Annotated in this window: 19 protein-coding genes and 1 riboswitch; of the genes, 7 read left to right on the forward strand and 12 right to left on the reverse strand. The window is 68.1% G+C overall.

The annotated features are described in order from the left end of the window. Positions 1–21 precede the first annotated feature (21 nt). The 5 genes from ACFOM9_RS01275 to ACFOM9_RS01295 all read left to right on the forward strand — a co-directional run bounded on the left by ACFOM9_RS01275 (position 22) and on the right by ACFOM9_RS01295 (position 4093). Positions 22–468, forward strand: coding sequence for an ATP-dependent zinc protease family protein (locus tag ACFOM9_RS01275; RefSeq protein ID WP_386705418.1), 447 nt, complete (start codon positions 22–24; stop codon positions 466–468). Beyond that, entirely contained in the window at positions 465–1394 is a 930-nt protein-coding gene (gene rimK, locus ACFOM9_RS01280) for a 30S ribosomal protein S6--L-glutamate ligase (RefSeq protein ID WP_386705419.1), read from the forward strand. Before ACFOM9_RS01275 ends, rimK begins: the two co-directional genes overlap by 4 nt. A 179-nt stretch (positions 1395–1573) precedes the next feature. Further along, positions 1574–2086, forward strand: a complete 513-nt coding sequence (locus ACFOM9_RS01285; RefSeq protein ID WP_386705420.1) for a hypothetical protein — start codon at positions 1574–1576, stop codon at positions 2084–2086. Positions 2087–2094: 8 nt separating this feature from the next. Beyond that, positions 2095–2778: a response regulator transcription factor gene (locus tag ACFOM9_RS01290; protein ID WP_386705421.1), complete on the forward strand. Its 684-nt coding sequence runs from the start codon at positions 2095–2097 to the stop codon at positions 2776–2778. After that, positions 2735–4093, forward strand: coding sequence for a sensor histidine kinase (locus tag ACFOM9_RS01295; protein ID WP_386705422.1), 1359 nt, complete (start codon positions 2735–2737; stop codon positions 4091–4093). The genes ACFOM9_RS01290 and ACFOM9_RS01295 overlap by 44 nt, the downstream gene beginning before the upstream one ends. Positions 4094–4258: 165 nt before the next feature. Here the strand turns inward: ACFOM9_RS01295 and ACFOM9_RS01300 are convergent, their stop codons facing one another. From ACFOM9_RS01300 to metF, 4 genes are all read right to left on the reverse strand, one after another. Beyond that, entirely contained in the window at positions 4259–5176 is a 918-nt protein-coding gene (locus tag ACFOM9_RS01300) for a branched-chain amino acid transaminase (protein ID WP_386705423.1), read from the reverse strand. Positions 5177–5399: 223 nt separating this feature from the next. Further along, positions 5400–5825, reverse strand: coding sequence for a hypothetical protein (locus ACFOM9_RS01305; protein ID WP_386705424.1), 426 nt, complete (start codon positions 5823–5825; stop codon positions 5400–5402). 247 nt (positions 5826–6072) lie between these two features. After that, a complete protein-coding gene (locus tag ACFOM9_RS01310) occupies positions 6073–6732 on the reverse strand; it encodes a hypothetical protein (RefSeq protein WP_386705425.1) in 660 nt (219 codons plus the stop codon). Positions 6733–6823: 91 nt separating this feature from the next. Further along, positions 6824–7648 (reverse strand): methylenetetrahydrofolate reductase [NAD(P)H], encoded by an 825-nt coding sequence (gene metF / locus ACFOM9_RS01315; RefSeq protein ID WP_386705426.1) that lies wholly within the window; start codon positions 7646–7648, stop codon positions 6824–6826. 179 nt (positions 7649–7827) lie between these two features. On the opposite strand from metF, the gene ACFOM9_RS01320 reads away from it, so the two are divergent. Continuing rightward, on the forward strand, positions 7828–8385 hold the full coding sequence (locus ACFOM9_RS01320; protein ID WP_386705427.1) for a DUF3228 family protein: 558 nt from the start codon (positions 7828–7830) through the stop codon (positions 8383–8385). Between the two features lie 136 nt (positions 8386–8521). On the opposite strand, the gene ahcY is transcribed toward ACFOM9_RS01320, so the two are convergent. The 3 genes from ahcY to metK all read right to left on the reverse strand — a co-directional run bounded on the left by ahcY (position 8522) and on the right by metK (position 13423). Continuing rightward, positions 8522–9982: an adenosylhomocysteinase gene (gene ahcY, locus ACFOM9_RS01325; RefSeq protein ID WP_386705428.1), complete on the reverse strand. Its 1461-nt coding sequence runs from the start codon at positions 9980–9982 to the stop codon at positions 8522–8524. 48 nt (positions 9983–10030) lie between these two features. After that, positions 10031–10123: riboswitch (S-adenosyl-L-homocysteine riboswitch) on the reverse strand. A 107-nt stretch (positions 10124–10230) separates the two neighbouring features. Beyond that, positions 10231–11853, reverse strand: a complete 1623-nt coding sequence (locus ACFOM9_RS01330) for an SDR family NAD(P)-dependent oxidoreductase (protein ID WP_386705429.1) — start codon at positions 11851–11853, stop codon at positions 10231–10233. A 340-nt stretch (positions 11854–12193) separates the two neighbouring features. Then, positions 12194–13423 (reverse strand): methionine adenosyltransferase, encoded by a 1230-nt coding sequence (gene metK, locus ACFOM9_RS01335; RefSeq protein WP_386705430.1) that lies wholly within the window; start codon positions 13421–13423, stop codon positions 12194–12196. A gap of 557 nt (positions 13424–13980) precedes the next feature. Between metK and ACFOM9_RS01340 the strand changes: the two genes are divergently transcribed. Further along, a complete protein-coding gene (locus ACFOM9_RS01340; RefSeq protein WP_386705431.1) occupies positions 13981–14982 on the forward strand; it encodes a metal-dependent hydrolase in 1002 nt (333 codons plus the stop codon). 180 nt (positions 14983–15162) lie between these two features. Here the strand turns inward: ACFOM9_RS01340 and ACFOM9_RS01345 are convergent, their stop codons facing one another. The 5 genes from ACFOM9_RS01345 to ACFOM9_RS01365 all read right to left on the reverse strand — a co-directional run bounded on the left by ACFOM9_RS01345 (position 15163) and on the right by ACFOM9_RS01365 (position 19736). Beyond that, complete coding sequence (locus ACFOM9_RS01345) at positions 15163–16098, reverse strand: phosphatidate cytidylyltransferase (RefSeq protein ID WP_386705432.1); 936 nt, start codon at positions 16096–16098, stop codon at positions 15163–15165. Further along, positions 16095–16700: a lysophospholipid acyltransferase family protein gene (locus tag ACFOM9_RS01350; protein WP_386705433.1), complete on the reverse strand. Its 606-nt coding sequence runs from the start codon at positions 16698–16700 to the stop codon at positions 16095–16097. The genes ACFOM9_RS01345 and ACFOM9_RS01350 overlap by 4 nt, the downstream gene beginning before the upstream one ends. Further along, the gene (locus ACFOM9_RS01355; protein WP_386705434.1) at positions 16697–17344 is read right to left on the reverse strand and encodes a CDP-alcohol phosphatidyltransferase family protein; all 648 of its coding nucleotides are present in this window, start codon (positions 17342–17344) and stop codon (positions 16697–16699) included. Before ACFOM9_RS01355 ends, ACFOM9_RS01350 begins: the two co-directional genes overlap by 4 nt. A gap of 267 nt (positions 17345–17611) precedes the next feature. Further along, positions 17612–18604 (reverse strand): tRNA dihydrouridine synthase DusB, encoded by a 993-nt coding sequence (gene dusB / locus ACFOM9_RS01360; protein ID WP_386705435.1) that lies wholly within the window; start codon positions 18602–18604, stop codon positions 17612–17614. A 166-nt stretch (positions 18605–18770) separates the two neighbouring features. Next, entirely contained in the window at positions 18771–19736 is a 966-nt protein-coding gene (locus ACFOM9_RS01365; protein ID WP_386705436.1) for a ribokinase, read from the reverse strand. Positions 19737–19744: the final 8 nt, after the last annotated feature.

Genomic DNA, 19744 nt, shown 5'->3' on the forward strand with positions numbered 1-19744 from the left:
GGCGCGCGGGAAGGACGAACGATGGTCGAGCTGGGCTGGCGCGAGTGGGTGGCGTTGCCGACGCTCGGCATCCCCCGGCTGCGGGCCAAGGTGGATACCGGCGCCCGCACCTCGGCGCTGCACGTCGATGCGCAGTGGCGCTTCAGCGAAGGCGGCGCGCCATGGGTGGGCTTTCGCATCACGCCTGCGCGTGCGCGGCACGAAGTGGTGGACGCCTGCGCGCCGATCCTCGACGAGCGCGAGGTGGTGGACTCCGGCGGGCGGCGCACCCTGCGGGTCTTCCTCGCCACGCGGCTGTGGCTGGCAGGGATGGAACGCGACATCGAAATCAACCTCGCCGATCGCCGCAGCATGCGCTTCCCGATGCTGCTCGGCCGCACCGCCATCGCGGGTGCGTTCACGGTCGACCCCGCACGATCCTCGCTCCACGGCAAGCCGCCGCGTTACCAACCCGGGCCCCCCGCATGAAGCTCGCCATCCTTTCGCGCAACAGCAAGCTGTATTCGACCCGGCGCCTGGTCGAGGCCGCGCGCGAACGCCGCCACACCGTGCGCGTGCTCGACCCGTTGCGCTGCTACATGCGCATCAGCATCGAAGGCTTCGACATGCGCTACAAGGGCCGGCCGATCGCCGGCTACAACGCCGTGATCCCGCGCATCGGCGCCTCGATCACGCGCTACGGCAACGCGGTGCTGCACCAGTTCGAACTGATGGGCAGCTTCACGCCCAATCCGTCGGTGGCGATCATGCGCGCGCGCGACAAGCTGCGCTGCCACCAATTGCTCGCGGCGCAGGGCATCGGCATGCCGGTGACGGTGTTCGGCGACAACCCGGACGACACCGGCGACCTGCTGGCGATGCTCGGGCCGCCGCCGCACGTGATCAAGCTCAACGAGGGCACCCAGGGCAGCGGGGTCATGCTGACCGAAAAGCTGTCGGCCTCGCGCAGCGTGATCGAGACCCTGCGCGGGCTCTATGCCACGTTCCTGGTGCAGGAGTTCATCGAGGAAGCCAAGGGCGCGGACCTGCGCTGCTTCGTTGTCGGCGACCAGGTGGTCGCGGCCATGCGCCGGCAGGCGCCGCAGGGCGACTTCCGCTCCAACCTGCACCGCGGCGGCATCGGCAAGGCCGTGCGCGCGAGCGCTGCCGAGCAGGCGGTCGCGGTACGTGCGGCGCAGGTGCTGGGACTCGGCGTTGCCGGCGTCGACCTGATCCGCGCCCGCCGCGGCCCGCTGGTGCTGGAGGTCAATTCGTCGCCGGGGCTGGAGGGGATCGAGCAGGCCACCGGCGTCGACATCGCCGGTCGCATCATCGACCACGTCGCGGCCGGGGCTCCCCCGCTGCCCAAGCGGCGGGCGAAATCGCCGCCGCGCGCCGCTTTAATGAAAAGATAACCCTGCGTTTAACGGGCCACTAACCGTCCCGGTCGTAACGTTTCCCGAACCGCAATCGCGCGCTCTCTCCAGGCAGTCCATCGGGCCAGTCGGCGGATTACGGTTATCGGGGCAGTACCTTTTCGGCCCAAGCGACCATCTCGCTTGGGCCTTTTGTTTTGTGCCAGACTTCGAAGCCCATGCGTCCGGCAACGTGGCCGGGCCGATTGCGAGGAGGCGAATCGATGTTCAGGTGGATTCTGATTGCCGCATGCATGCTGGCCGCGGGCAACGCGGCGGCGGGCGACACCGGTACTCGCGTGAACGTCGACAATGGATTTGCGGCGCAGCGCGACGGCATCCTCAGGGAGCTGGGCGATGGCAAGACCTACAGCGAGATCGAAGCCACGGACCGCGAAAAAGTGAAGGCGGCGCTGGCGCGTATCGCGACGGTGCTCGACCAGGCCGGAGGCGTGGAGCAGCTCAAGGAACAGCAGAAGCTCGAGGTCTTCAACGACCAGGAACTTGTCAACAATATCCTGACCAAGGCCGGCGAAGACAGCCGCCTGGTCTGCAAGCGAACCAAGAAGACCGGCTCGCACATGAGCAGCAACCAGTGCATGACCGTTGCCGCGCGCAACCGCGCGGCGGAAGAATCGCAGGACATGCTCAGGCGCTCGCCGCCCCGCCAGATGCCAAAAGAAGGTTTCTAGACCACCCCATGCGCATTCTCGTCATCGAAGACAACCAGGACATCGCCGCCAACCTCGGCGATTATCTCGAAGACCGCGGCCACACCGTGGACTTCGCCGCCGATGGCGTGACCGGGCTGCACCTGGCCGTCGTGCACGACTTCGACGCGATCGTGCTCGACCTGAACCTGCCGGGCATCGACGGCCTCGAGGTCTGCCGCAAGCTGCGCAACGAAGCGCGCAAGCAGACGCCGGTGCTGATGCTGACCGCGCGCGACAGCCTGGACAACAAGCTGGCCGGTTTCGATTCCGGCGCCGACGACTACCTGGTCAAGCCGTTCGCGCTGCAGGAAGTCGAGGTGCGCCTGAATGCGTTGTCGCGGCGCGGTCGCGGCGTGCAGACGCGGGTGCTCGAGGTGGCCGACCTCGAATACAACCTCGACACTCTGGAAGTCCGCCGCGGCGGCAAGCTGCTGCAGCTCAATCCCACCGCGCTGAAGATCCTGCAGGCGCTGATGGAAGCCTCGCCGGCGGTGGTGACGCGGCAGGAACTGGAAACCCGCGTATGGGGCGAGGAACTGCCCGATTCGGACTCCCTGCGCGTGCACATCCATGGCCTGCGCGCGGTGGTCGACAAGCCGTTCCCCGTACTGCTGATCCAGACCCGCCATGGCATCGGATACCGCATCGCTGCGCCCGATGCCAGCGCCTGAGCGCGCGCTGGCGCGCAAGCGTCGATATCGGCGGCGGCTGCGCAGCCGCATCATCCTGTCATTCGTGATCTTCGGCTTCGTCCTGACGGCGCTGATCGCAAGTACTGCCGTCTATCTGCGCAACCGCGTCGAAGACCAGGTCATCAGCGCAGCGCTTACGAAGAACAACAACGTGTTCGCCGAAGGCTTCTATCGCAACCCGGATGCGATCGGCGTGCCGTTCGAGAAGATCCAGGGGCGGCAGTTCAGTACAAGCAAGCTCGACCGCGTGCCGGACGCCTGGCGCGCGCTGGCCAATGGAGTGCATGAACTGACCGAACAGGATCCGGTGACGGGCAACGAGCGGGTCTATCGACTCGCCGTGCGCAAGGACCCGGATTACTGGTTCTTTCTCGCCTACGACATCGCCGAGGAACGGGAAAGCCAGGAGCGTCTCAATCGTGCGCTGATCGGCAGCGTCGGGATCTTCACCCTGCTTTCGGCGCTGATCGGCTGGTGGTCGGCGGCGCGGGTCATGAGCCCCGTGTCCGAACTCGCCAGACGCCTGCAGGCCTCCGGCGACAGCACCCAGCCCGAGCCGCTGGCCCCGCACTTTCCCGAGGACGAGGTGGGCCAGCTCGCATCCGCGCTGGACGACTACGCCGCGCGCCTGACCGAAGTGGTGCAGCGCGACCGTGAGTTCAACGCCGATGTCAGCCACGAGCTGCGCACGCCGCTGGCGGTGGTCAAGGGCGCGGTCGAACTGTTGCTGTCCAGGCCCGACCTCGACGAGAAGACGCGGGCGCGGCTGCTGCGCATCCAGCGCGCCGAGCAGCAGTGCACCGACCTGATCAGCGCGCTGCTGCTGCTGTCGCGCAACGAGCGCGGCCATGGCGCCACCGATGTGCAGCGCGTCGCCGAGCAGCTGCTCGACGCCCATCGCACCCAGCTCGGCGGCAAGCCGCTGGCGCTGCGCCTCGAAGGCAGTCGCGAGCTGGTGGTGGATGCGCCCGAATCGGCGGTCAACGTCGCGCTGGGCAACCTGATCGGCAATGCGGTCAAGTACACCACCCAGGGCGAGGTGATCGTGCGCCTGCTCGACGGCGCGGTAGAGGTCATCGACTCCGGCCCCGGTCTGTCCGCCGAGGATGCGGCGCGCCTGTTCGAACGCGGCTACCGCGGCACCCACGCCGAGCATTCGCTCGGCGGCGGCATCGGCCTGTCGATCGTGCGCCGGCTGTGCGCGCTGTACGGATGGCGCGTGCGCGTGGTGCCGGGCGAGGAGCGCGGCGTGGTGGCGACGCTGACGTTTTCGGCGGGCAACGGCACCTTGTGAAGCGGCGCCCGCGTCCGCGGCGCCGCTGAAGGAATCCATCGCAAACTGGCCGGCGCACCAGCGCAGTTGACGTGCGCTCGACGGCGCACGAAGCCATGGCTCGCAGCCGCGCCGTGCTCATCCCTCCCGTCGCTGTGGGAGGGCAAAGCTGTGTCTACGCAGGCATCAGGGCTGCACGGGTTCCAGCCATCCGTGCCGGTCGGGCGTGCTGCCATCGAACAAGCCGAAAAACAGCGCCTGCATCCGCCGCGTCACCGGACCGGCCTTACCGGCGCCGACCTGCCGGCCGTCGACCGAGCGGATCGGGGTCACTTCCGCCGCCGTGCCGCACATGAACAGCTCGTCGCACAAGTAGAGGTATTCGCGCGGCATGTCGCGCTCGACCACTTCGATACCGGCCTCGCGCGCCAGCGTGATGAGGCTGTTGCGGGTAATGCCGTTGAGCAGCGCGGCGCTGACCGGGGTGGTGTGCAGCGCACCGTCGAAGACCAGGAAGATGTTCTCGCCGGCGCCTTCGCTGAGCAGGCCGGTCGATGCCAGCGCGATGCCTTCGCCGAAGCCGAGCCGGCGGGCTTCGCGCGCGATCAGCTGGCCCGAAAGATAGTTGCCGCCCGCCTTTGCCCCGGCCGGAATCGTGTTGGGCGCGAAGCGCTGCCAGCTCGACACGCAGGCATCGATGCCCTGCTCGAGCACGCCGTCTCCGAGATAGGCGCCCATCTGCCAGGCCGCGACGGCGACGTCGACGGGCGTTTCCGCCGACAGCCCGAACCCGCCCAGCCCGCGCCAGGCCACCGGGCGCAGGTAAGCCTTGCCCAGCGCGTTCTTCTGCAGCACGGCGCGGCAGGCGGCGTTGATCTCGTCGAGCGAGTACGGAATCGCCATGTCGTAGATCCGCGCCGAGGCGAACAGCCGCCGGTTGTGGTCGGACAGGCGGAAGATCGCCGGGCCTTGCGGCGTCTCGTAGCTGCGGATGCCCTCGAACACGGACGAACCGTAGTGCAGCGCGTGCGACATGACATGCGTGGTCGCCTCGGCCCAGGGCTTGATGGTGCCGTTTTGCCAGATCCATTCGGGGTATTGCATGGCAGCCACTCGCGCGAGGAGAGACGCGCATTTTGCCAGACGCGGGCTGCCGGCATCGGAACCGCGGAAGTGGAATGGGGTTGTCGAGCCGTTGCCGGCACCGGTCGCAGCCAAGCATGCGGGCCCGGCACTGGAAGACAAGTGTCGCCCTGCCTCGGGATGACATGGAGCGACGCTCGCTTTGCACCTCCGCCAGCTGTCTCATCCTTGAACGACGCCGTCGCTAGAGCACGATCCACCAGCAGCCCATGTGCCGCCGCAGCCCGAACACGGTGCGCGCAGGCGTCGAGCCGTTGGCCAGGGTCTGTTCGACCCGCAGCGCGACGGGGCTGCGACGCACGATCGTGGCGCCCGGGTATGCCTGGGCGTCCACGGCGCCGCTGACCGTCATGTCGCCATCGGCATCGACGCTGAGGCGCGGCGCGGGCAGGACGGCGCTGACGTCCAGCAGTGGCCGATTGGCGATCGCATCCAGTCGTCCCAGCACAGCGTAGCCGTTGCGGCTCGACATGCCGGTCCAGTTGTAGACGCCGGCCAGGCGGTTGACGTCGCGGCTGTCGATTGCCGCCGTCACCTCGAAGATCAGGTCGCGCAGGCTGCGCGAACAACCGCGCGCCCACGCCTTGCCGCCGTATGCAGGCGAGTGCATGGAAGGAGCGGGGCGCTCGGCACCGCCGACATCGCTGCAAGCGCGATCGGTAAAGATCACCTGCCCGTCGGGCGCGGTGCAGCGTCTGATCTGCGCCCCGGCGCATGCGGACCACACCATGCCCGTTGCGCAGGCCAGTACGAGGAGCAGGGTAGTGCCAAGACGCATCGCCCAAGACTAGCCGCGGGCACCGTCAACGGGAAGTGGTCCGCCGTGGGGACGAGCTTGTGATCGGAAATAGCGCCGCTCAGAAACTGACGAAATAGCAGCCGCGATAGCGGAACACCTCGAAGTCGATGACCGACTGCGCCTGGTCTCCGTCGACGACGAGCTCCAGGAAGCCCGTGCTCCCCGAGTCCGTTGCGCCATCGGCGCTGGCGATCGAGGTAGCGGCGTCGGAAAGCCCGCCGCGACCGCCCCCGTAGTAGCGCCCATCGAGGATCTCCTTGGTGCTCAGGTCCTGCAGGCGATCCATGACAGGCCTGCCCGCCTTGGCCGACATGCCTGCCCAGTGGTAGCTCTCCGCGACGCGATTGACGTCGCCGAGCGCGAGCGCGCCGCGCAGGTCGGCGGCGAGCTGGGTCGCGCTTTTGGCGCACCCCGACTCGGGAGAACGGCGTCCGACCGGGACCATGCCGACGTCCAGCGGCCGCGCAGCATCGACCGTGCCACGAAGCGGATCGTGGCGTCGCGCGGCGGCCCGATCCTCGACGATCCGCGCCATCAATTCGCGCGGAAGCGGCAGCGCATCGGCACCCAGGCGACCGCACGCCTGGTCGGTGTACATCTCCGAGCCGTCGGCGGCGATGCAGCGCTGGAGATTGCTGGAAGCATGCACCGGCGCGGCAGCGGGCAATGCAGCGGCGGCGATGACGAGGGCGGCAGTGCAGGAGAGCAGCGTATTCATGGCGGATCGATCGGCGGGGTGTGCGGATCCTCCGCCGTGACTCGTCAACGCGCCGTGCGATTTGCCGGTCCGGGCTTAACCGCGGCGAAGTTCAGCGCAGGTTCTGCAACAGGTTCAGGGTCGGTTTCGACAGATTGAGCGTGTAGAAGTGCAGCGCGGGGGCGCCACCGTCGACCAGTCGTTCGCACATCCGCGCCACCAGGTCGGCGGCGAACTCGCGGATCGCGTCGGCATCGTCGCCGAAGGCCTGCATGCGCTTGCCGACCCAGCGCGGGATCTCGGCGCCGCAGGCCTCGGAGAACCGGCGCAGCTGGGCGAAGTTGGAGATGGGCATGATCCCCGGCACCACCGGGATGTCGACGCCCAGGGCGCGTATGTCGTCCACGAAACGAAAATAGGCGTCCGCGTTGTAGAAGTACTGGGTAATCGCGCCGTCGGCGCCGGCGTCGACCTTGGCCTTGAAGTGCTTCAGGTCGGCCAGCGCGTGCTCGGCCTGCGGGTGGATCTCGGGATAGCAGCCGACCTCGATGTGGAAGTAGTCGGCGTGCTCGCTGCGGATGAAGGCGACCAGGTCGCTGGCGTAGCGGAACTCGCCGGGATGTCCCATCCCGGACGGCAGGTCGCCGCGCAGGGCGACGAGGCGCCGGCAGCCCATGGAGCGGTAGCGCTGCAGCAACGCCGCCAGTTCTGACCGCGTACCGCCGACGCAGGAAATGTGGGGCGCGGCGTCGAGGCCGTGGTGACCTTGCAGTCGGTCGATGGTTTCCGGCGTGTAGTCCAGCGTCGATCCGCCGGCACCGAAGGTGCACGACACGTACTCGGGCGCGTGCGCCTTGAGTTTCTGCGCGGTGCGGTCGAGCTGCGTGCGCTGTTCGTCGGTCTTCGGCGGATAGAACTCGAAGGAAATCGGAATCATCGGGGACTAGTCTGCGCGGCAGGGATTCGAATAATATCTCTTTATCGCGATGAATGTAAAAACGTATTCGACTGACTCAACGGCCGCCGGACCCGTCGCCGGCCGCGGAATGTCGCGTCCGTGCACTTGGCTGCCGCCTGTTGGCTAGACTCTCTTCGTTTCCCATGCCGGATGCCGCGATGTCGATCGTCCTCACGCCCTTCGCCCGCAGGCGCCTGTTCCCGGCCGAACCACGATCCAACACCATCCTCGACTGCACGCCGGGCGACTTCGAGCGTCACCTCAACGACGTGTCGCCACTGAAGCTCCTCGATGGCTACGCGCCGTTCTGCAAGCTGCACGTGCACCGCAACTGGACGCCCACCCGCTGCCTGACGATGCCAGTCACCGACGACAACCGGCACCTGCTGCGCTCGGCTTACGAAGCGCGCTCGCGCGACGAGCTGCCGGTGCTGGTGCGGTGGTTCGAGGGCGTGCAGCCGCCGGTGGCCGGCTACTTGGTGGTGATCGTCTACAGCCGCGAGCAGCTGGCGAAGGAGGGCACGTCCATCGACGTCGACTGGGGCGTGGTGGGCTGCCTGTACACCGCCGGGCCGGAAGAGATTCCAATGGCGCCGATCACCATGATGCGCAACGCTCTGGGTGTCGGGGAAGGCGGCTCGGGCGTGCCGCTGGACCACGAGGCCTACCGGCGCAGCGTCGCGTTCTGGGAAAACAACGCCAACTGGCGGCCCTGAGTCCGGCGGAGCCCGATTCCTCTACTGGGGTCGGAGTGGGGTCCCTCTCAACCAGCCGTCGGGAAGGCGGGCCAACGCAATGGCAAAAAAGCGGGCGCCCTGGGCGCCCGTTCTTCGTGCGGATGTCCGCAGCCGATCAGTAGCGATAGTGCTCCGGCTTGTACGGCCCTTCCACCGGCACGCCGAGGTAGGCGGCCTGTTCGCCGGTCAGCGTGGTCAGCTTCACGCCGATCTTCTCCAGGTGCAGGCGCGCGACTTCCTCGTCGAGCTTCTTGGGCAGGATGTAGACCTTGTTCTCGTACTCGTCCTTGTTCGCCCACAGTTCGATCTGTGCGAGCGTCTGGTTGGAGAACGAGTTCGACATCACGAAGCTCGGATGGCCGGTGGCGCAGCCCAGGTTGACCAGGCGGCCTTCGGCCAGCAGGAACAGCGCGTGGCCGTCGGCGAACACGTACTTGTCGACCTGCGGCTTGATGTTGATCTTCTGGACGCCGGCCATCGCATTGAGCGCGTCGACCTGGATCTCGTTGTCGAAGTGGCCGATGTTGCAGACGATCGCCTGGTCCTTCATGCCCTTGAGGTGTTCGAGGGTCAGCACGTCCTTGTTGCCGGTCGTGGTGACGTAGATGTCGCCGCGGCCCAGCGTGCTTTCGACCGTGTTGACCTCGAAGCCTTCCATCGCCGCCTGCAGGGCGTTGATCGGGTCGATCTCGGTGACCACCACGCGCGAGCCATAGGCACGCAGCGAGTGCGCGCAGCCCTTGCCGACGTCGCCGTAGCCGCAGACCACCGCGACCTTGCCGGCCAGCATCACATCCATCGCGCGCTTCAGGCCGTCGGCCAGCGATTCGCGACAGCCGTACAGGTTGTCGAACTTGCTCTTGGTGACAGAGTCGTTGACGTTGATCGCCGGGATCAGCAGCTTGCCCGCTTCGGCCAGCTGGTACAGGCGATGCACGCCGGTGGTGGTCTCTTCCGAGACGCCCTTCCAGTCGCGGACCACGATGGTCCAGAAGCCCGGGCGCTCGGTTGCGACGCGCTTGAGCAGGTTCTTGATCACCTGCTCCTCGTGGCTCGCGCCGGGGCTGTCGACCCAGCTGCGGTCGCCCTGTTCGAGCTCGTACCCTTTGTGGATCAGCAGCGTCACGTCGCCGCCATCGTCGACCACCAGTTGCGGGCCGAGGAAGCCGCCCTTGCCATCGGGGAACGACAGCGCTTCGAGCGTGCAGTCCCAGTATTCCTCCAGCGTCTCGCCCTTCCAGGCGAACACCGGCGTGCCGGTGGCGGCGATCGCCGCGGCGGCGTGGTCCTGGGTCGAGAAGATGTTGCACGAGGCCCAGCGCACGTCGGCGCCGATGTCCTTCAGCGTCTCGATCAGCACCGCGGTCTGGATGGTCATGTGCAGCGAGCCGGTCACGCGCACGCCCTTGAGCGGCGCCTGCGCGGCGTACTTGCGGCGGATCGACATCAGGCCCGGCATCTCGTGCTCGGCGATGTCGAGTTCCTTGCGGCCCCAGTCGGCCAGGGTGATGTCGGCGATCTTGTAGTCGCCGTCGGTCGAGAATTGCCTGGCAACAGGCTTGGTCACTGCGTTCATGGTGTCGCTCCGTTGTTTGTGAGTCCCGGCCACGATGGGTGGACTCGCATTGAACGGGCGCCGTTGTCGCTATGTCAGCTCGCCGAGCCTGAGCCTCTTCACGTCGCAGTGGACGGACGGCATGCAGCGCCCCTCGGCAGAGGGACTTGATTATATGGCTTCTTCGCGATGAAGCGATGCCCGGCCAAGCGGCTGCCGCGGGGCGCGTCAGGCCCCGCTCAGGCGGGCGGGCCTTCCGCCGCGCCGGATCACCAGTCGGTGGGTTTGTAGTCCTTGAGGAACTGTCCCCAGACATGCTCACCCGTATTCAGGCCGGCGATGATCGGGTCGACGATCCGCGCCGCGCCGTCGACGATGTCCAGCGGCGGGTGGAAGCGTTCCTCGACGACCTTGCGCGCGGCGAGTTCGGCCGGATCCTCGTCGGTGACCCAGCCGGTGTCGACGCTGTTCATGTGGATGCCGTCGCCGTGGTAATCGGCCGCGGCGGTGCGGGTCATCATGTTGAGCGCGGCCTTGGCCATGTTGGTGTGCGGATGGCGGGTGGTCTTGAAGTTGCGGTAGAACTGGCCCTCGACCGCCGACACGTTGACGATGTGCTTGTCGCGGTTGTCCATGCGCAGCATCAGCGGCTTCAGCCGCGCGTTGATGATGAACGGCGCGATCGCGTTGACCAGCTGCGTCTCCAGCAGCTCCACCGACGGCACTTCGGCCATCAGCAGACGCCACGAGTTGCGACCGCGCAGGTCGACCTGCTGCAGGTCCTGGTCGAGGCGACCTTCGGGGAACAGGTGTTTCTGCCCGAGCAATTCCTCGGCCAGCAACGGCACCTGCGACAGCTCGGCCGGGCGCGTGAGTCCGGCTGTTCGGGAAATGCCCTGGCCGATCGCGACCTGCATCGTCGCGGCGTCGCCTTGCCCGGGGCGGATTTCGGGAAGGCCGCCGTCCGGAAGCCCGCCGTCCGGAAGCATGTCGTAGCCGCGCAGGCCCTCGTAACTGCCCAGCAGCTTGCGCACCGCTTCGGGCGCGTCGTGCAGTGCCGCGGTTTCGGCCTCCATCATGTGCGCGTAGAACTCGGGCGGCCGACGCACGGTCTGGCAGGCATTGTTGATGATGAAATCCAGCCGCGGGAGCCGGGCCGACAACTCGCGACAGAACGCTTCGACGCTCGGCGTGTGCCGCAGGTCGAGGCCGAACACCTCGAGCCGATCGCTCCATTGCGCGAAGTCCGGTTCCTGCGCGTAGCGCGCGGCGGAATCGCGCGGGAAGCGCGTGGTCACGATCAGGTGCGCGCCGGCGCGCAGCAGCTTCAGCCCGGCCTGGTAGCCGATCTTGACGCGGCCGCCGGTGAGCAGCGCGACGCGGCCGCGGAGGTCCGCAAGCTCGGTGCGCTTGGCGAAATTGAATTCCGCGCAGGACGGGCACAGCTGGTCGTAGAAGTGGTGGACGCGGGTGTACTTCTGCTTGCAGACGTAGCAGTGGCGCAGTTCGGGGGAATCCTGGAAACCGGGCGTTTCCGGCGTCGCGGCGCTGCCGGCGTCGCCGTGCGCCAGGGCAGGCGACGCGGAACTGCCGGGGACGAAATAGTTAGGCGTGGTGAACACCGGCTTGCGGCGCAGGGCGCGGATCCCGGTCTGGTCGAGCACGGCTTCGGCGCGGCGGATGTTCTCGGCATTGCGCTCGCGTTCGCGCGTCTTCAGTCGCTGCCGGCGCGCATGGGGGTCGGGATGGTAGACCGCCGCCACGGCCCGGTGCAGGCGCTTGCGCTCGTCGGCTGGCAACGCGTCGAGCAGCGAGTGATCGGCGGCGACGGACTCGAGCACTTCGAGCGCAGCGCGCAGGCGTTCGGGCAGGTTGGGATCGGGCGTATCCATGGGAAGGCGGCAAGCTGGGGGGAGGAGGGTAATCGGTATTGGTGATGCGGGTGCGGTCTACCGCCATGGAAATGCGAGGCGGCAAGAACTGCGCATGGAGCGGCGTCGCAGCAGCGAGCTCGGCTTTCACTCGGTGCCTCCCGCCAGTGAGGAGAGGCAACCAGAGGTGCGTTGCCTTGCCTGCCTTCTTGAAATAAGGGAGCCTGGGGAGGGTGGAGCCACCCGCATCCGCGCACCGGGCTGCGTTCCGAATCCCCTCCGCCGCTGGCGGCGAAAAACGACAACGGGCCGCTGGCGGCCCGTTGTCATGTCCCTGTGCGAAAGGGCCGGCTGGCGTGGGCTACTTCAGCCCGGCCGCCTTGCGCAGTTCCTCGGCCTTGTCGGTCTTCTCCCACGAGAACGCGGTTGCCTTGTGCGACTTGCCGGCGGCGTCGGTGTAGACCACGTCCTTCGGCTTTCGGCCGAAGTGGCCGTAAGCGGCAGTGGCCTGGTAGACCGGGTGGATCAGGTCGAGCATCTTGACGATGCCGTACGGCCGCAGGTCGAAGTGGGCGCGGATCAGCTTCTCGATCTTGTCGTCGCTGACCTTGCCGGTACCGAAGGTAGTGACCGAGATCGAGGTCGGCTCTGCCACGCCGATCGCGTATGACACCTGCACTTCGCACTTGTCGGCGATGCCGGCGGCGACGATGTTCTTGGCGACGTAGCGCGCGGCGTACGCGGCCGAGCGGTCGACCTTCGACGGATCCTTGCCCGAGAACGCGCCGCCGCCGTGGCGGGCCATGCCGCCGTAGGTGTCGACGATGATCTTGCGTCCGGTCAGGCCGCAGTCGCCCACCGGGCCGCCGATCACGAAGATCCCGGTCGGGTTGATGTGCACCTTGTTCCTGGGCAACTTCTCGAGCATCGCTTTGGGCAGCACCGGCTTGAGGATGTGCTCGTACACGCCCTCGACCAGGTCCTTCTGCTTGATGCCCGGGTCGTGCTGGGTCGACAGCACCACCGCGTCGAGGCCGACGATCTTGTCGGCGCTGTCGTAGCGCAGGGTGACCTGCGACTTCGCGTCCGGGCGCAGCCACTTGAGCTTGCCGTTCTTGCGCACCTTGGCCTGCTGCTCGACCAGGCGGTGCGAGTAGTAGATCGGCGCCGGCATGAACTCGGGCGCCTCGTTGCAGGCGTAGCCGAACATCAGGCCCTGGTCGCCCGCACCCTGCTCTTCCGGCTTCTTCTGCTTCTTGCGGGTGCCGTCGACGCCGGCGGCGATGTCGGGCGACTGCTTGCCGATCAGGTTCAGCACGCCGCAAGTGGCGCCGTCGAAGCCGACTTCGGAGGAGTCGTAACCGATGTCCAGGATCACCTTGCGGGTCAGCGCCTCCAGGTCGATCCAGGCCGAGGTGGTGACCTCGCCGGCGACGATCGCCACGCCGGTCTTGACCATCGTTTCGCAGGCCACGCGGGCGCGCTTGTCCTGGGTCAGGATCGCGTCCAGCACGGCGTCGGAAATCTGGTCGGCAACCTTGTCCGGATGGCCTTCGGAGACCGATTCGGAGGTGAAGAGGTAGCTGGACATCGGCCTTATATCCCTTGATTCGGATGGAAAGATGGGTGCGCATGATACACGGGCGCAGCCAGGCGTGCATTGTGCCGCCGGGCAGGTTGGGCCGGGGTTAATCGGAACGATCCGGATCCCAGCGGGGTTCCCCCTGTCACCGCCGTGCCACAAATGCGCCATACGCCTGTCGCGCAGCCGGCGCAACGTGCCAGTCAATCGGGTAGGCCGGACCTAGCTCCTGCTCGAACTCCAACGACATCTTCGGCAGCGCGTTGCGGACGGGTTCCGCGGCTGGCGCGGCCGTGTCGCTCCACCGCGGTTGCGCATGGTGGCCGATACTCGCGCTTCGATGCCATCGACAGCTTCCTGGCCGGGAGCAAGCACCTGCGCGGGTTCGCCTTCGTCGATGCGCTGCGCCAGCTGCAACTGAAATGCAGCGCAGATGACACGGGGCGTGATCGAGGATGCTCCCCCGCGTGCGGCCCGATCCTGCAGCATCGGACCGGCGCGATGACGCTTTGGCAACGCCGGTTGGCGTGCAGTGCAAGGGCAACCGCGGCTGCTAGCATCCTTCGATGGATTCGATCACCCACCTGTTCTACGGCGGCGCCATCGCAGCGGCGATCGCGCCGCGCGCGCATCGGCGAGCGGCGCTGCTCGCGGGCATGGCCCTCAACACCTTGCCCGACCTCGACGTGCTGCCGTTGGCACTGTGCGACGACCCCGTGGTGCGGCTGACCTGGCATCGTGCGGCGACGCATTCGTGGCTGGTGCTGCCGCTTATCGCGTGGGCGTTGTGGGCGGGGTTCAGGCGCCGTGGCGGGCGCGTGGCCGAAGCGCCCGCGCGCTGGTTCTGGGTGATCTTCGTCACCCTGATGTCGCATCCGTTGCTCGATGCGTTCACCGTCTACGGGACCCAGCTGTTCTGGCCGCTGCCGATGCGGCCGCTGATGTGGTCGAGCCTGTTCATCATCGATCCGCTGTTCCTGCTGCCGTGGCTGGCGGCATTCGTGGTCGCGTGGTTCGCGCGAGAGCGGGTCGGGCGACATGCGCTGGCCGCAGGCATCGCGATGGGTGTGGGCTACCTGGGTTGGTCGCTGGTCGCCAAGCATCTCGTCGATCGCCAAGCCGATCGCGCGCTCGCGGCGATGGGCCTGGGCGATGCGCCGCGCTTCTCGGTGCCGATGCCGCTCAACACGCTGCTGTGGCGGGTGGTGGCGATGACGCCGAACGGGTACGTCGAGGGATTCAGGTCGGTGGTGGCCGACAGGCAGCCGATGGCGTTCCGCGGCTATCCGTCCAACAGCCAGGCGCTTGCCGAAGCCCGCGACATCGCCGCCGTGCGGGAGCTGGCCTGGTTCAACCATGGCTTCATGCGCACCCGGATAGTCGACGGCGAACTGGTCCTCAGCGACCTGCGCATGGGAACCGAACCTGACTACTTCTTCAGCTACGCCGTGGCGCAACGCGGGGGCGATGGTTGGCAGGCAATCGCGCCGCCGCGCAAGCTCGATCCGCATCGCGACTTCGGCCCGATGTGGCGGGCGACCTGGCACAGGATCTGGAACCAGCCCTGATCCCGTCGGCGCTTCGCCCGCAGCCGTGCGCGAGGCCGACGTACGCATCCAGGCGATCAGGAGGTCGCTGCGCTGCACGGAACGACCGGCTCTTGCCGGGGCTGCTTTCAGTCGCGAGCCCCGATTGGTCCCCACGAGGGAGCTCGCGACCGGAGCCGCCGCCCAGAAGGCGCCGGCCATTCAACCCGAGAAGAAATACCGGGTGATGTGGAAGAAGATCGGCGCGGCGAACACCACCGAGTCCATCCGGTCCATCATGCCGCCGTGGCCTTCGATCATGTGGCCCCAGTCCTTGGCGCCGAGGCTGCGCTTGACCGCCGACAGCGCCAGGCCACCGAACACGCCGCAGACCACGATCAGCGCCGACATCAACGTCGACTGCAGCGGCGTGAACGGCGTGATCCACCACAGCGCGGTGCCGATCGCGACCGCGGCCAGCCCGCCGCCGACCAGGCCTTCGACCGTCTTAGAAGGGCTGACCGTGGGTGCGAGCTTGCGCTTGCCGAACAGCTTGCCGAACACGTACTGCATCACGTCGCTGATCTGCACCACCAGCATCAGGTACAGCAACAGCAGCGGGCCCTGGCCTTCGTAACCGCGCAGTTCGAGGATCAATAGCGCCGGCGCATGGCTGATGCAGTAGATCGCGATCATCACGCCCCACTGGATCTTGGTGGTGCGCTCGAGGAAATCGCTGGTGTCGCCGCCCAGCACCGCCAGCGCCGGCAGCGCGAGGAAGGCGTAGACCGGGATGAAGATCGCGAACAGGCCGTACCAGTGGTCGCCGATCAGCCAGTACTGCACCGGGATCAGCACGTAGAACGCGACCACCAGCGGCAGGTGGTCGCCGGGCCGTGTCGGCGTGAGGGTGATGAACTCGCGCAGGGCGAAGAACGAGATGAACGCGAACACCACCAGGTTCGCCACCGGACCCAGCCAGAAGCACACCGCCAGCACCGCGACCATGCCCCACCACGCGCGCACGCGGGCATTGAGGTTGGCCACGACCTCGGTTCGGCCCTTGCGCTGCTGCAGGACCCAGCCGACCAGCGAGGCCAGCGCAAGCAGGGCGATGATGCCGCCGAAGACCCAGAGCAGCTTGTGTTGTGCGTTCATGCCAGCGCCACCACCGCATCGCGCGCGCGTTCGAGGAATCGGTCGCGCGCTTCACCGTTGATGCGCGGCAGCGCCTCGCCGAAACGCACGTTGCAGTACAGCGGCAGCGGGATGTGCGCGCCCTTGGGCATGCTGCGATGCAGGGTGTCGAGGTAGGCGGGAACCAGGTGAAGCTGCGGGAAAACGTCCGCGAGCCGGAACAGGCCGCCGCGGAACCGCTGCGGCAAGCGTTCGGCGGTGCGAGTGCCCTCGGGGAACAGGATCAGGGAATCGCCGCCCTGCAGCGCCTCGATCGCCGGTTCGAGCGGGTCGCCGTCGCGTTCTTCTCGGCGGCGTTCGATGAGCACGGCGCGCAGCACGCTACCCGCGACGTAGCTGCGCAGGCCCGGCTTGGCCCAATAGTCCCGAGCCGCGACCGGGCGCGTGCGCGCGCGCTGCGCCGGGGACAGCGCCGACCAGATCGCCATCGTGTCCAAGTGGCTGCTGTGGTTGGCGAAGTACAGGCATTGACCGGCAGGCGGGGCCGCTCGCCACTGGGCGCGCGCGCCGACCAGCAGGCGGGTGGTGCCGACCAGCGCCGCCGCCGCGGCGCGATCGATCACGCGCCCTCCCGCAACTGCCGCGCGATCGCGCGCAGCCGCGTCCAGCAGGTCAACGCCGAGCCCGCGGCGATCACCAGCACCGCCACGCGCAGCACATAGCCCGTTCCGGCGAGCGCGACCTCGAGCGGCGCCAGCACGCAGGCGGTGACCATCAGCCACATCCGGTGCGGCTTGGCCATCGGGCCGCGGAAATCCTGCGATGGCAGCACCGTGCCGCCGAGCGTCCGGATGTAGGCGGTCAGTGCCGCGAGCAGGGCGGCCAGCCAGCCGCACCAGGGCAGTCCGGCCGCATGGCCGAGCGCCACCAGGAACAGGCTGTCGGCAATGCGGTCGGGGACCTCGTTGTAGAGCACGCCGGTCGGCGTCTTGCGGCCGTGTTCAACGGCGACCAGGCCGTCGAACAAGTTGCACAGCAGTCGCAGCACGATGGCCAGTGCGCACAACCACGCGCCCCACGGCGGATCGAGCCGGAGCAGCGCCGCGGCGCCGAGCGCTGCGAATACGATGCTTGCGACCGAGATCGCATTGGGCGACACGCCGGCGCGTGCGAGCCATGCGCTGAAGCGCTGGACCAGCGCGTTGCTGCGCGCGGCGATCGGGCGCCGGTTGCCGGCCTTCGATGCGATCGGACCTGGATCGATCATGGTGGCGCTTCCCTGCGAATGACCGGTGGACTTTATCCGGAAAGCGGGCGGCTGCGTATCCCTCGGGGCGACGGGCGATGGCGCCGAAGTTCTCGCTCATGGCGCCCTCCCGGTAGCGCTGTCAGCGTCGAGTCTGCCACCCGGCGCACGGCGCGATCCAGCACTCGGGGGCGATCCAGCCCCGGCGAGACGCCCTCGATGCAGTTGCTGCGACCGCTTTGCCGGCGATGCAGCCTCAAGCGCTGCGCGTGGCGCGGCGCGGCGCCTTCAGGCTGCCCGCGACAGCGGTTCGCCGGCGATCAATGCATCGAAATAGTCGCGGGTCAGTGCGACCTGCATCGCCGCGGTTTCGGCACGGTTGACCACGGCGCGGAACGGCCCGTTCTCCGGCCGGTCCTTCGCGTACCAGCCCAGGTGCTTGCGCGCGATGCGCACGCCGGCCGGTTCGCCGTAGAAGTCGTGCAGCGCCTGCAGGTGGCCGAGCAGGATGTCGCGGATCGCGGCCAGTGACGGCGGCGGCAGCAGTTCGCCGGTGGCCAGGTAGTGCGCGATCTCGCCGAAGATCCACGGTCGCCCCTGCGCCGCGCGCCCGACCATCACCGCGTCGGCGCCGGTATGGCGCAGCACGAACGCGGCGCGCTGCGGAGAATCGATGTCGCCGTTGGCGATCACCGGGATCGCCAGTCGCGACTTGATCTCGGCGATGGTGTCGTACTCGGCCAGGCCGGTGTACTGCTGGTCGCGGGTGCGGCCATGCACCGCGAGCGCCGCGATGCCGCAGTCCTGCGCGATGCGCGCGATGGCGGGCGCGTTGCGGTGCGTGGCGTCCCATCCGGTGCGGATCTTCAGCGTCACCGGGACTTCCACCGCGCTCACCACCGCGTTGCAGATGCGGGCGACCAACTCCTCGTCACGCATCAGCGCCGAGCCCGCCCATGCGTTGCACACCTTCTTCGCCGGGCAGCCCATGTTGATGTCGATGACCTGGGCGCCGTGGTCGACGTTGTGGCGCGCCGCATCGGCCATGATCTCCGGCACGGTGCCCGCGATCTGGACGCCCACCGGGTCCGGCTCGTCGATGTGGTCCATCCGTCGCAGCGATTTCTCGGTGTGCCAGAAGCGCGGATCGCTGGTGGTCATCTCCGACATCGCCAGTCCCGCGCCCAGCCGCTTGCACAGCAGCCGGAACGGCTTGTCCGTGACCCCCGCCATGGGCGCAAGGATCACGTTCGGTGCGATGTCGTGGCGGCCGATGCGCATGCGGCCATTGTACCGGCGCCGACCCGCACCCCCGCGGGGAGCAGGTTCCGCCGCGAGCCGCGACGGCAAGCCGGACCGGTGATGAAACGACAATCGGGACCGATCCTGCAGGAGCTTGTACGCCGCAGGTCGCTCCGGCGAGTGGAGCGTGGCGCGGCAGCCGGTCCTAGGACCCGAACCGGGCGATGACGTCGCCGTGGCGCGGCATCGCCAGCGCCGCGCCTTCATGTTCCGTGGACAGCGCGGCATAGCGCGAAGCGAACCGGAGGTGCGCGGCGAACGCCGCGTCGGGCGCGCGCGCCAGCGCTGCGGCCAGGGCGCCGTTGAACGCATCGCCGGCGCCGGTGGTGTCGATGGGGCGCACCTGTTCGGCGGCAAGGCGATGGAAGGCCTTGTCGTCGCCGCGTCGCGCCTCCTCGGCATGCGACACGAAGCAACCGCTGGCGCCGAGGGTCACGACCACGGTGCCGGCCGGCAGCAGTTCGCGGCACAGCGCGTGCAGGCGAGCCTGGTCCAGCGCGGCGATGGCGTCGCCGTCGATGCGTTCACCGACGTGGCGGGTGACCATGCCCGCGAACTCGGTTTCGTTGGGCGTGATGATGTCGGCCAACGCCAGCAGCTCGCGCGTGGTCGCGGCGTTGGCCGGGGCGGGATTGAGCATCGTGGTGGCCCCCTGCGCCCGCCCGGCGCGCAACGCGGCGATGACCGCCTCGCACGGGGATTCGAGTTGCGCAAGCACCACGGCGGCGCGGCCAAGGACATCGGTCTGGCCCTCGACATGCGGGGTCGACAGCTCGCCGTTGGCACCGGCTCCGATCACGATGCTGTTGCGGCCTTCGCCGTCGACATAGATGCCGGCGGTCCCGGTCGGCGCGTCGCATCGCAGCGCGCGCAGGTCGATCCCGTCGTCTGCGGCGAGCGAACGCGCCAGGTCACCGCCCGGATCGTCGCCGAGCGCGCAGACGAAGCAGGTGTCCGCCCCTGCGCGGGCGCAGGCGACCGCCTGGTTGAAGCCCTTGCCGCCGGGCCCGGTGCTGTAGCGCCCGGCAAGCGTCTCTCCCGGATTGGGCAGCGTCGCCGTCGCCCAGACATGGTCGACATTGAACGAGCCGACGACGACGACGCGGCTCACCGCACGAC

This window comes from Luteimonas notoginsengisoli, from assembly GCF_042648885.1.
Lineage (GTDB): Bacteria > Pseudomonadota > Gammaproteobacteria > Xanthomonadales > Xanthomonadaceae > Luteimonas > Luteimonas notoginsengisoli.

Coding starts and splice junctions, on each gene's coding strand:
- ACFOM9_RS01290 (WP_386705421.1), top strand. CDS start 2,095: ATGCGCATTCTCGTCATCGAAGACAACCAGGACATCGCCGCCAACCTC.
- ACFOM9_RS01295 (WP_386705422.1), top strand. CDS start 2,735: ATGGCATCGGATACCGCATCGCTGCGCCCGATGCCAGCGCCTGAGCGC.
- ACFOM9_RS01285 (WP_386705420.1), top strand. CDS start 1,574: ATGCGTCCGGCAACGTGGCCGGGCCGATTGCGAGGAGGCGAATCGATG.
- ACFOM9_RS01340 (WP_386705431.1), top strand. CDS start 13,981: ATGGATTCGATCACCCACCTGTTCTACGGCGGCGCCATCGCAGCGGCG.
- ACFOM9_RS01330 (WP_386705429.1), bottom strand. CDS start 11,853: ATGGATACGCCCGATCCCAACCTGCCCGAACGCCTGCGCGCTGCGCTC.
- ACFOM9_RS01305 (WP_386705424.1), bottom strand. CDS start 5,825: ATGCACTCGCCTGCATACGGCGGCAAGGCGTGGGCGCGCGGTTGTTCG.
- dusB (WP_386705435.1), bottom strand. CDS start 18,604: ATGCGCATCGGCCGCCACGACATCGCACCGAACGTGATCCTTGCGCCC.
- metF (WP_386705426.1), bottom strand. CDS start 7,648: ATGATTCCGATTTCCTTCGAGTTCTATCCGCCGAAGACCGACGAACAG.
- ACFOM9_RS01355 (WP_386705434.1), bottom strand. CDS start 17,344: ATGATCGATCCAGGTCCGATCGCATCGAAGGCCGGCAACCGGCGCCCG.
- ACFOM9_RS01320 (WP_386705427.1), top strand. CDS start 7,828: ATGTCGATCGTCCTCACGCCCTTCGCCCGCAGGCGCCTGTTCCCGGCC.
- ACFOM9_RS01310 (WP_386705425.1), bottom strand. CDS start 6,732: ATGAATACGCTGCTCTCCTGCACTGCCGCCCTCGTCATCGCCGCCGCT.
- ACFOM9_RS01300 (WP_386705423.1), bottom strand. CDS start 5,176: ATGCAATACCCCGAATGGATCTGGCAAAACGGCACCATCAAGCCCTGG.
- metK (WP_386705430.1), bottom strand. CDS start 13,423: ATGTCCAGCTACCTCTTCACCTCCGAATCGGTCTCCGAAGGCCATCCG.
- ACFOM9_RS01345 (WP_386705432.1), bottom strand. CDS start 16,098: ATGAACGCACAACACAAGCTGCTCTGGGTCTTCGGCGGCATCATCGCC.
- ahcY (WP_386705428.1), bottom strand. CDS start 9,982: ATGAACGCAGTGACCAAGCCTGTTGCCAGGCAATTCTCGACCGACGGC.
- rimK (WP_386705419.1), top strand. CDS start 465: ATGAAGCTCGCCATCCTTTCGCGCAACAGCAAGCTGTATTCGACCCGG.
- ACFOM9_RS01275 (WP_386705418.1), top strand. CDS start 22: ATGGTCGAGCTGGGCTGGCGCGAGTGGGTGGCGTTGCCGACGCTCGGC.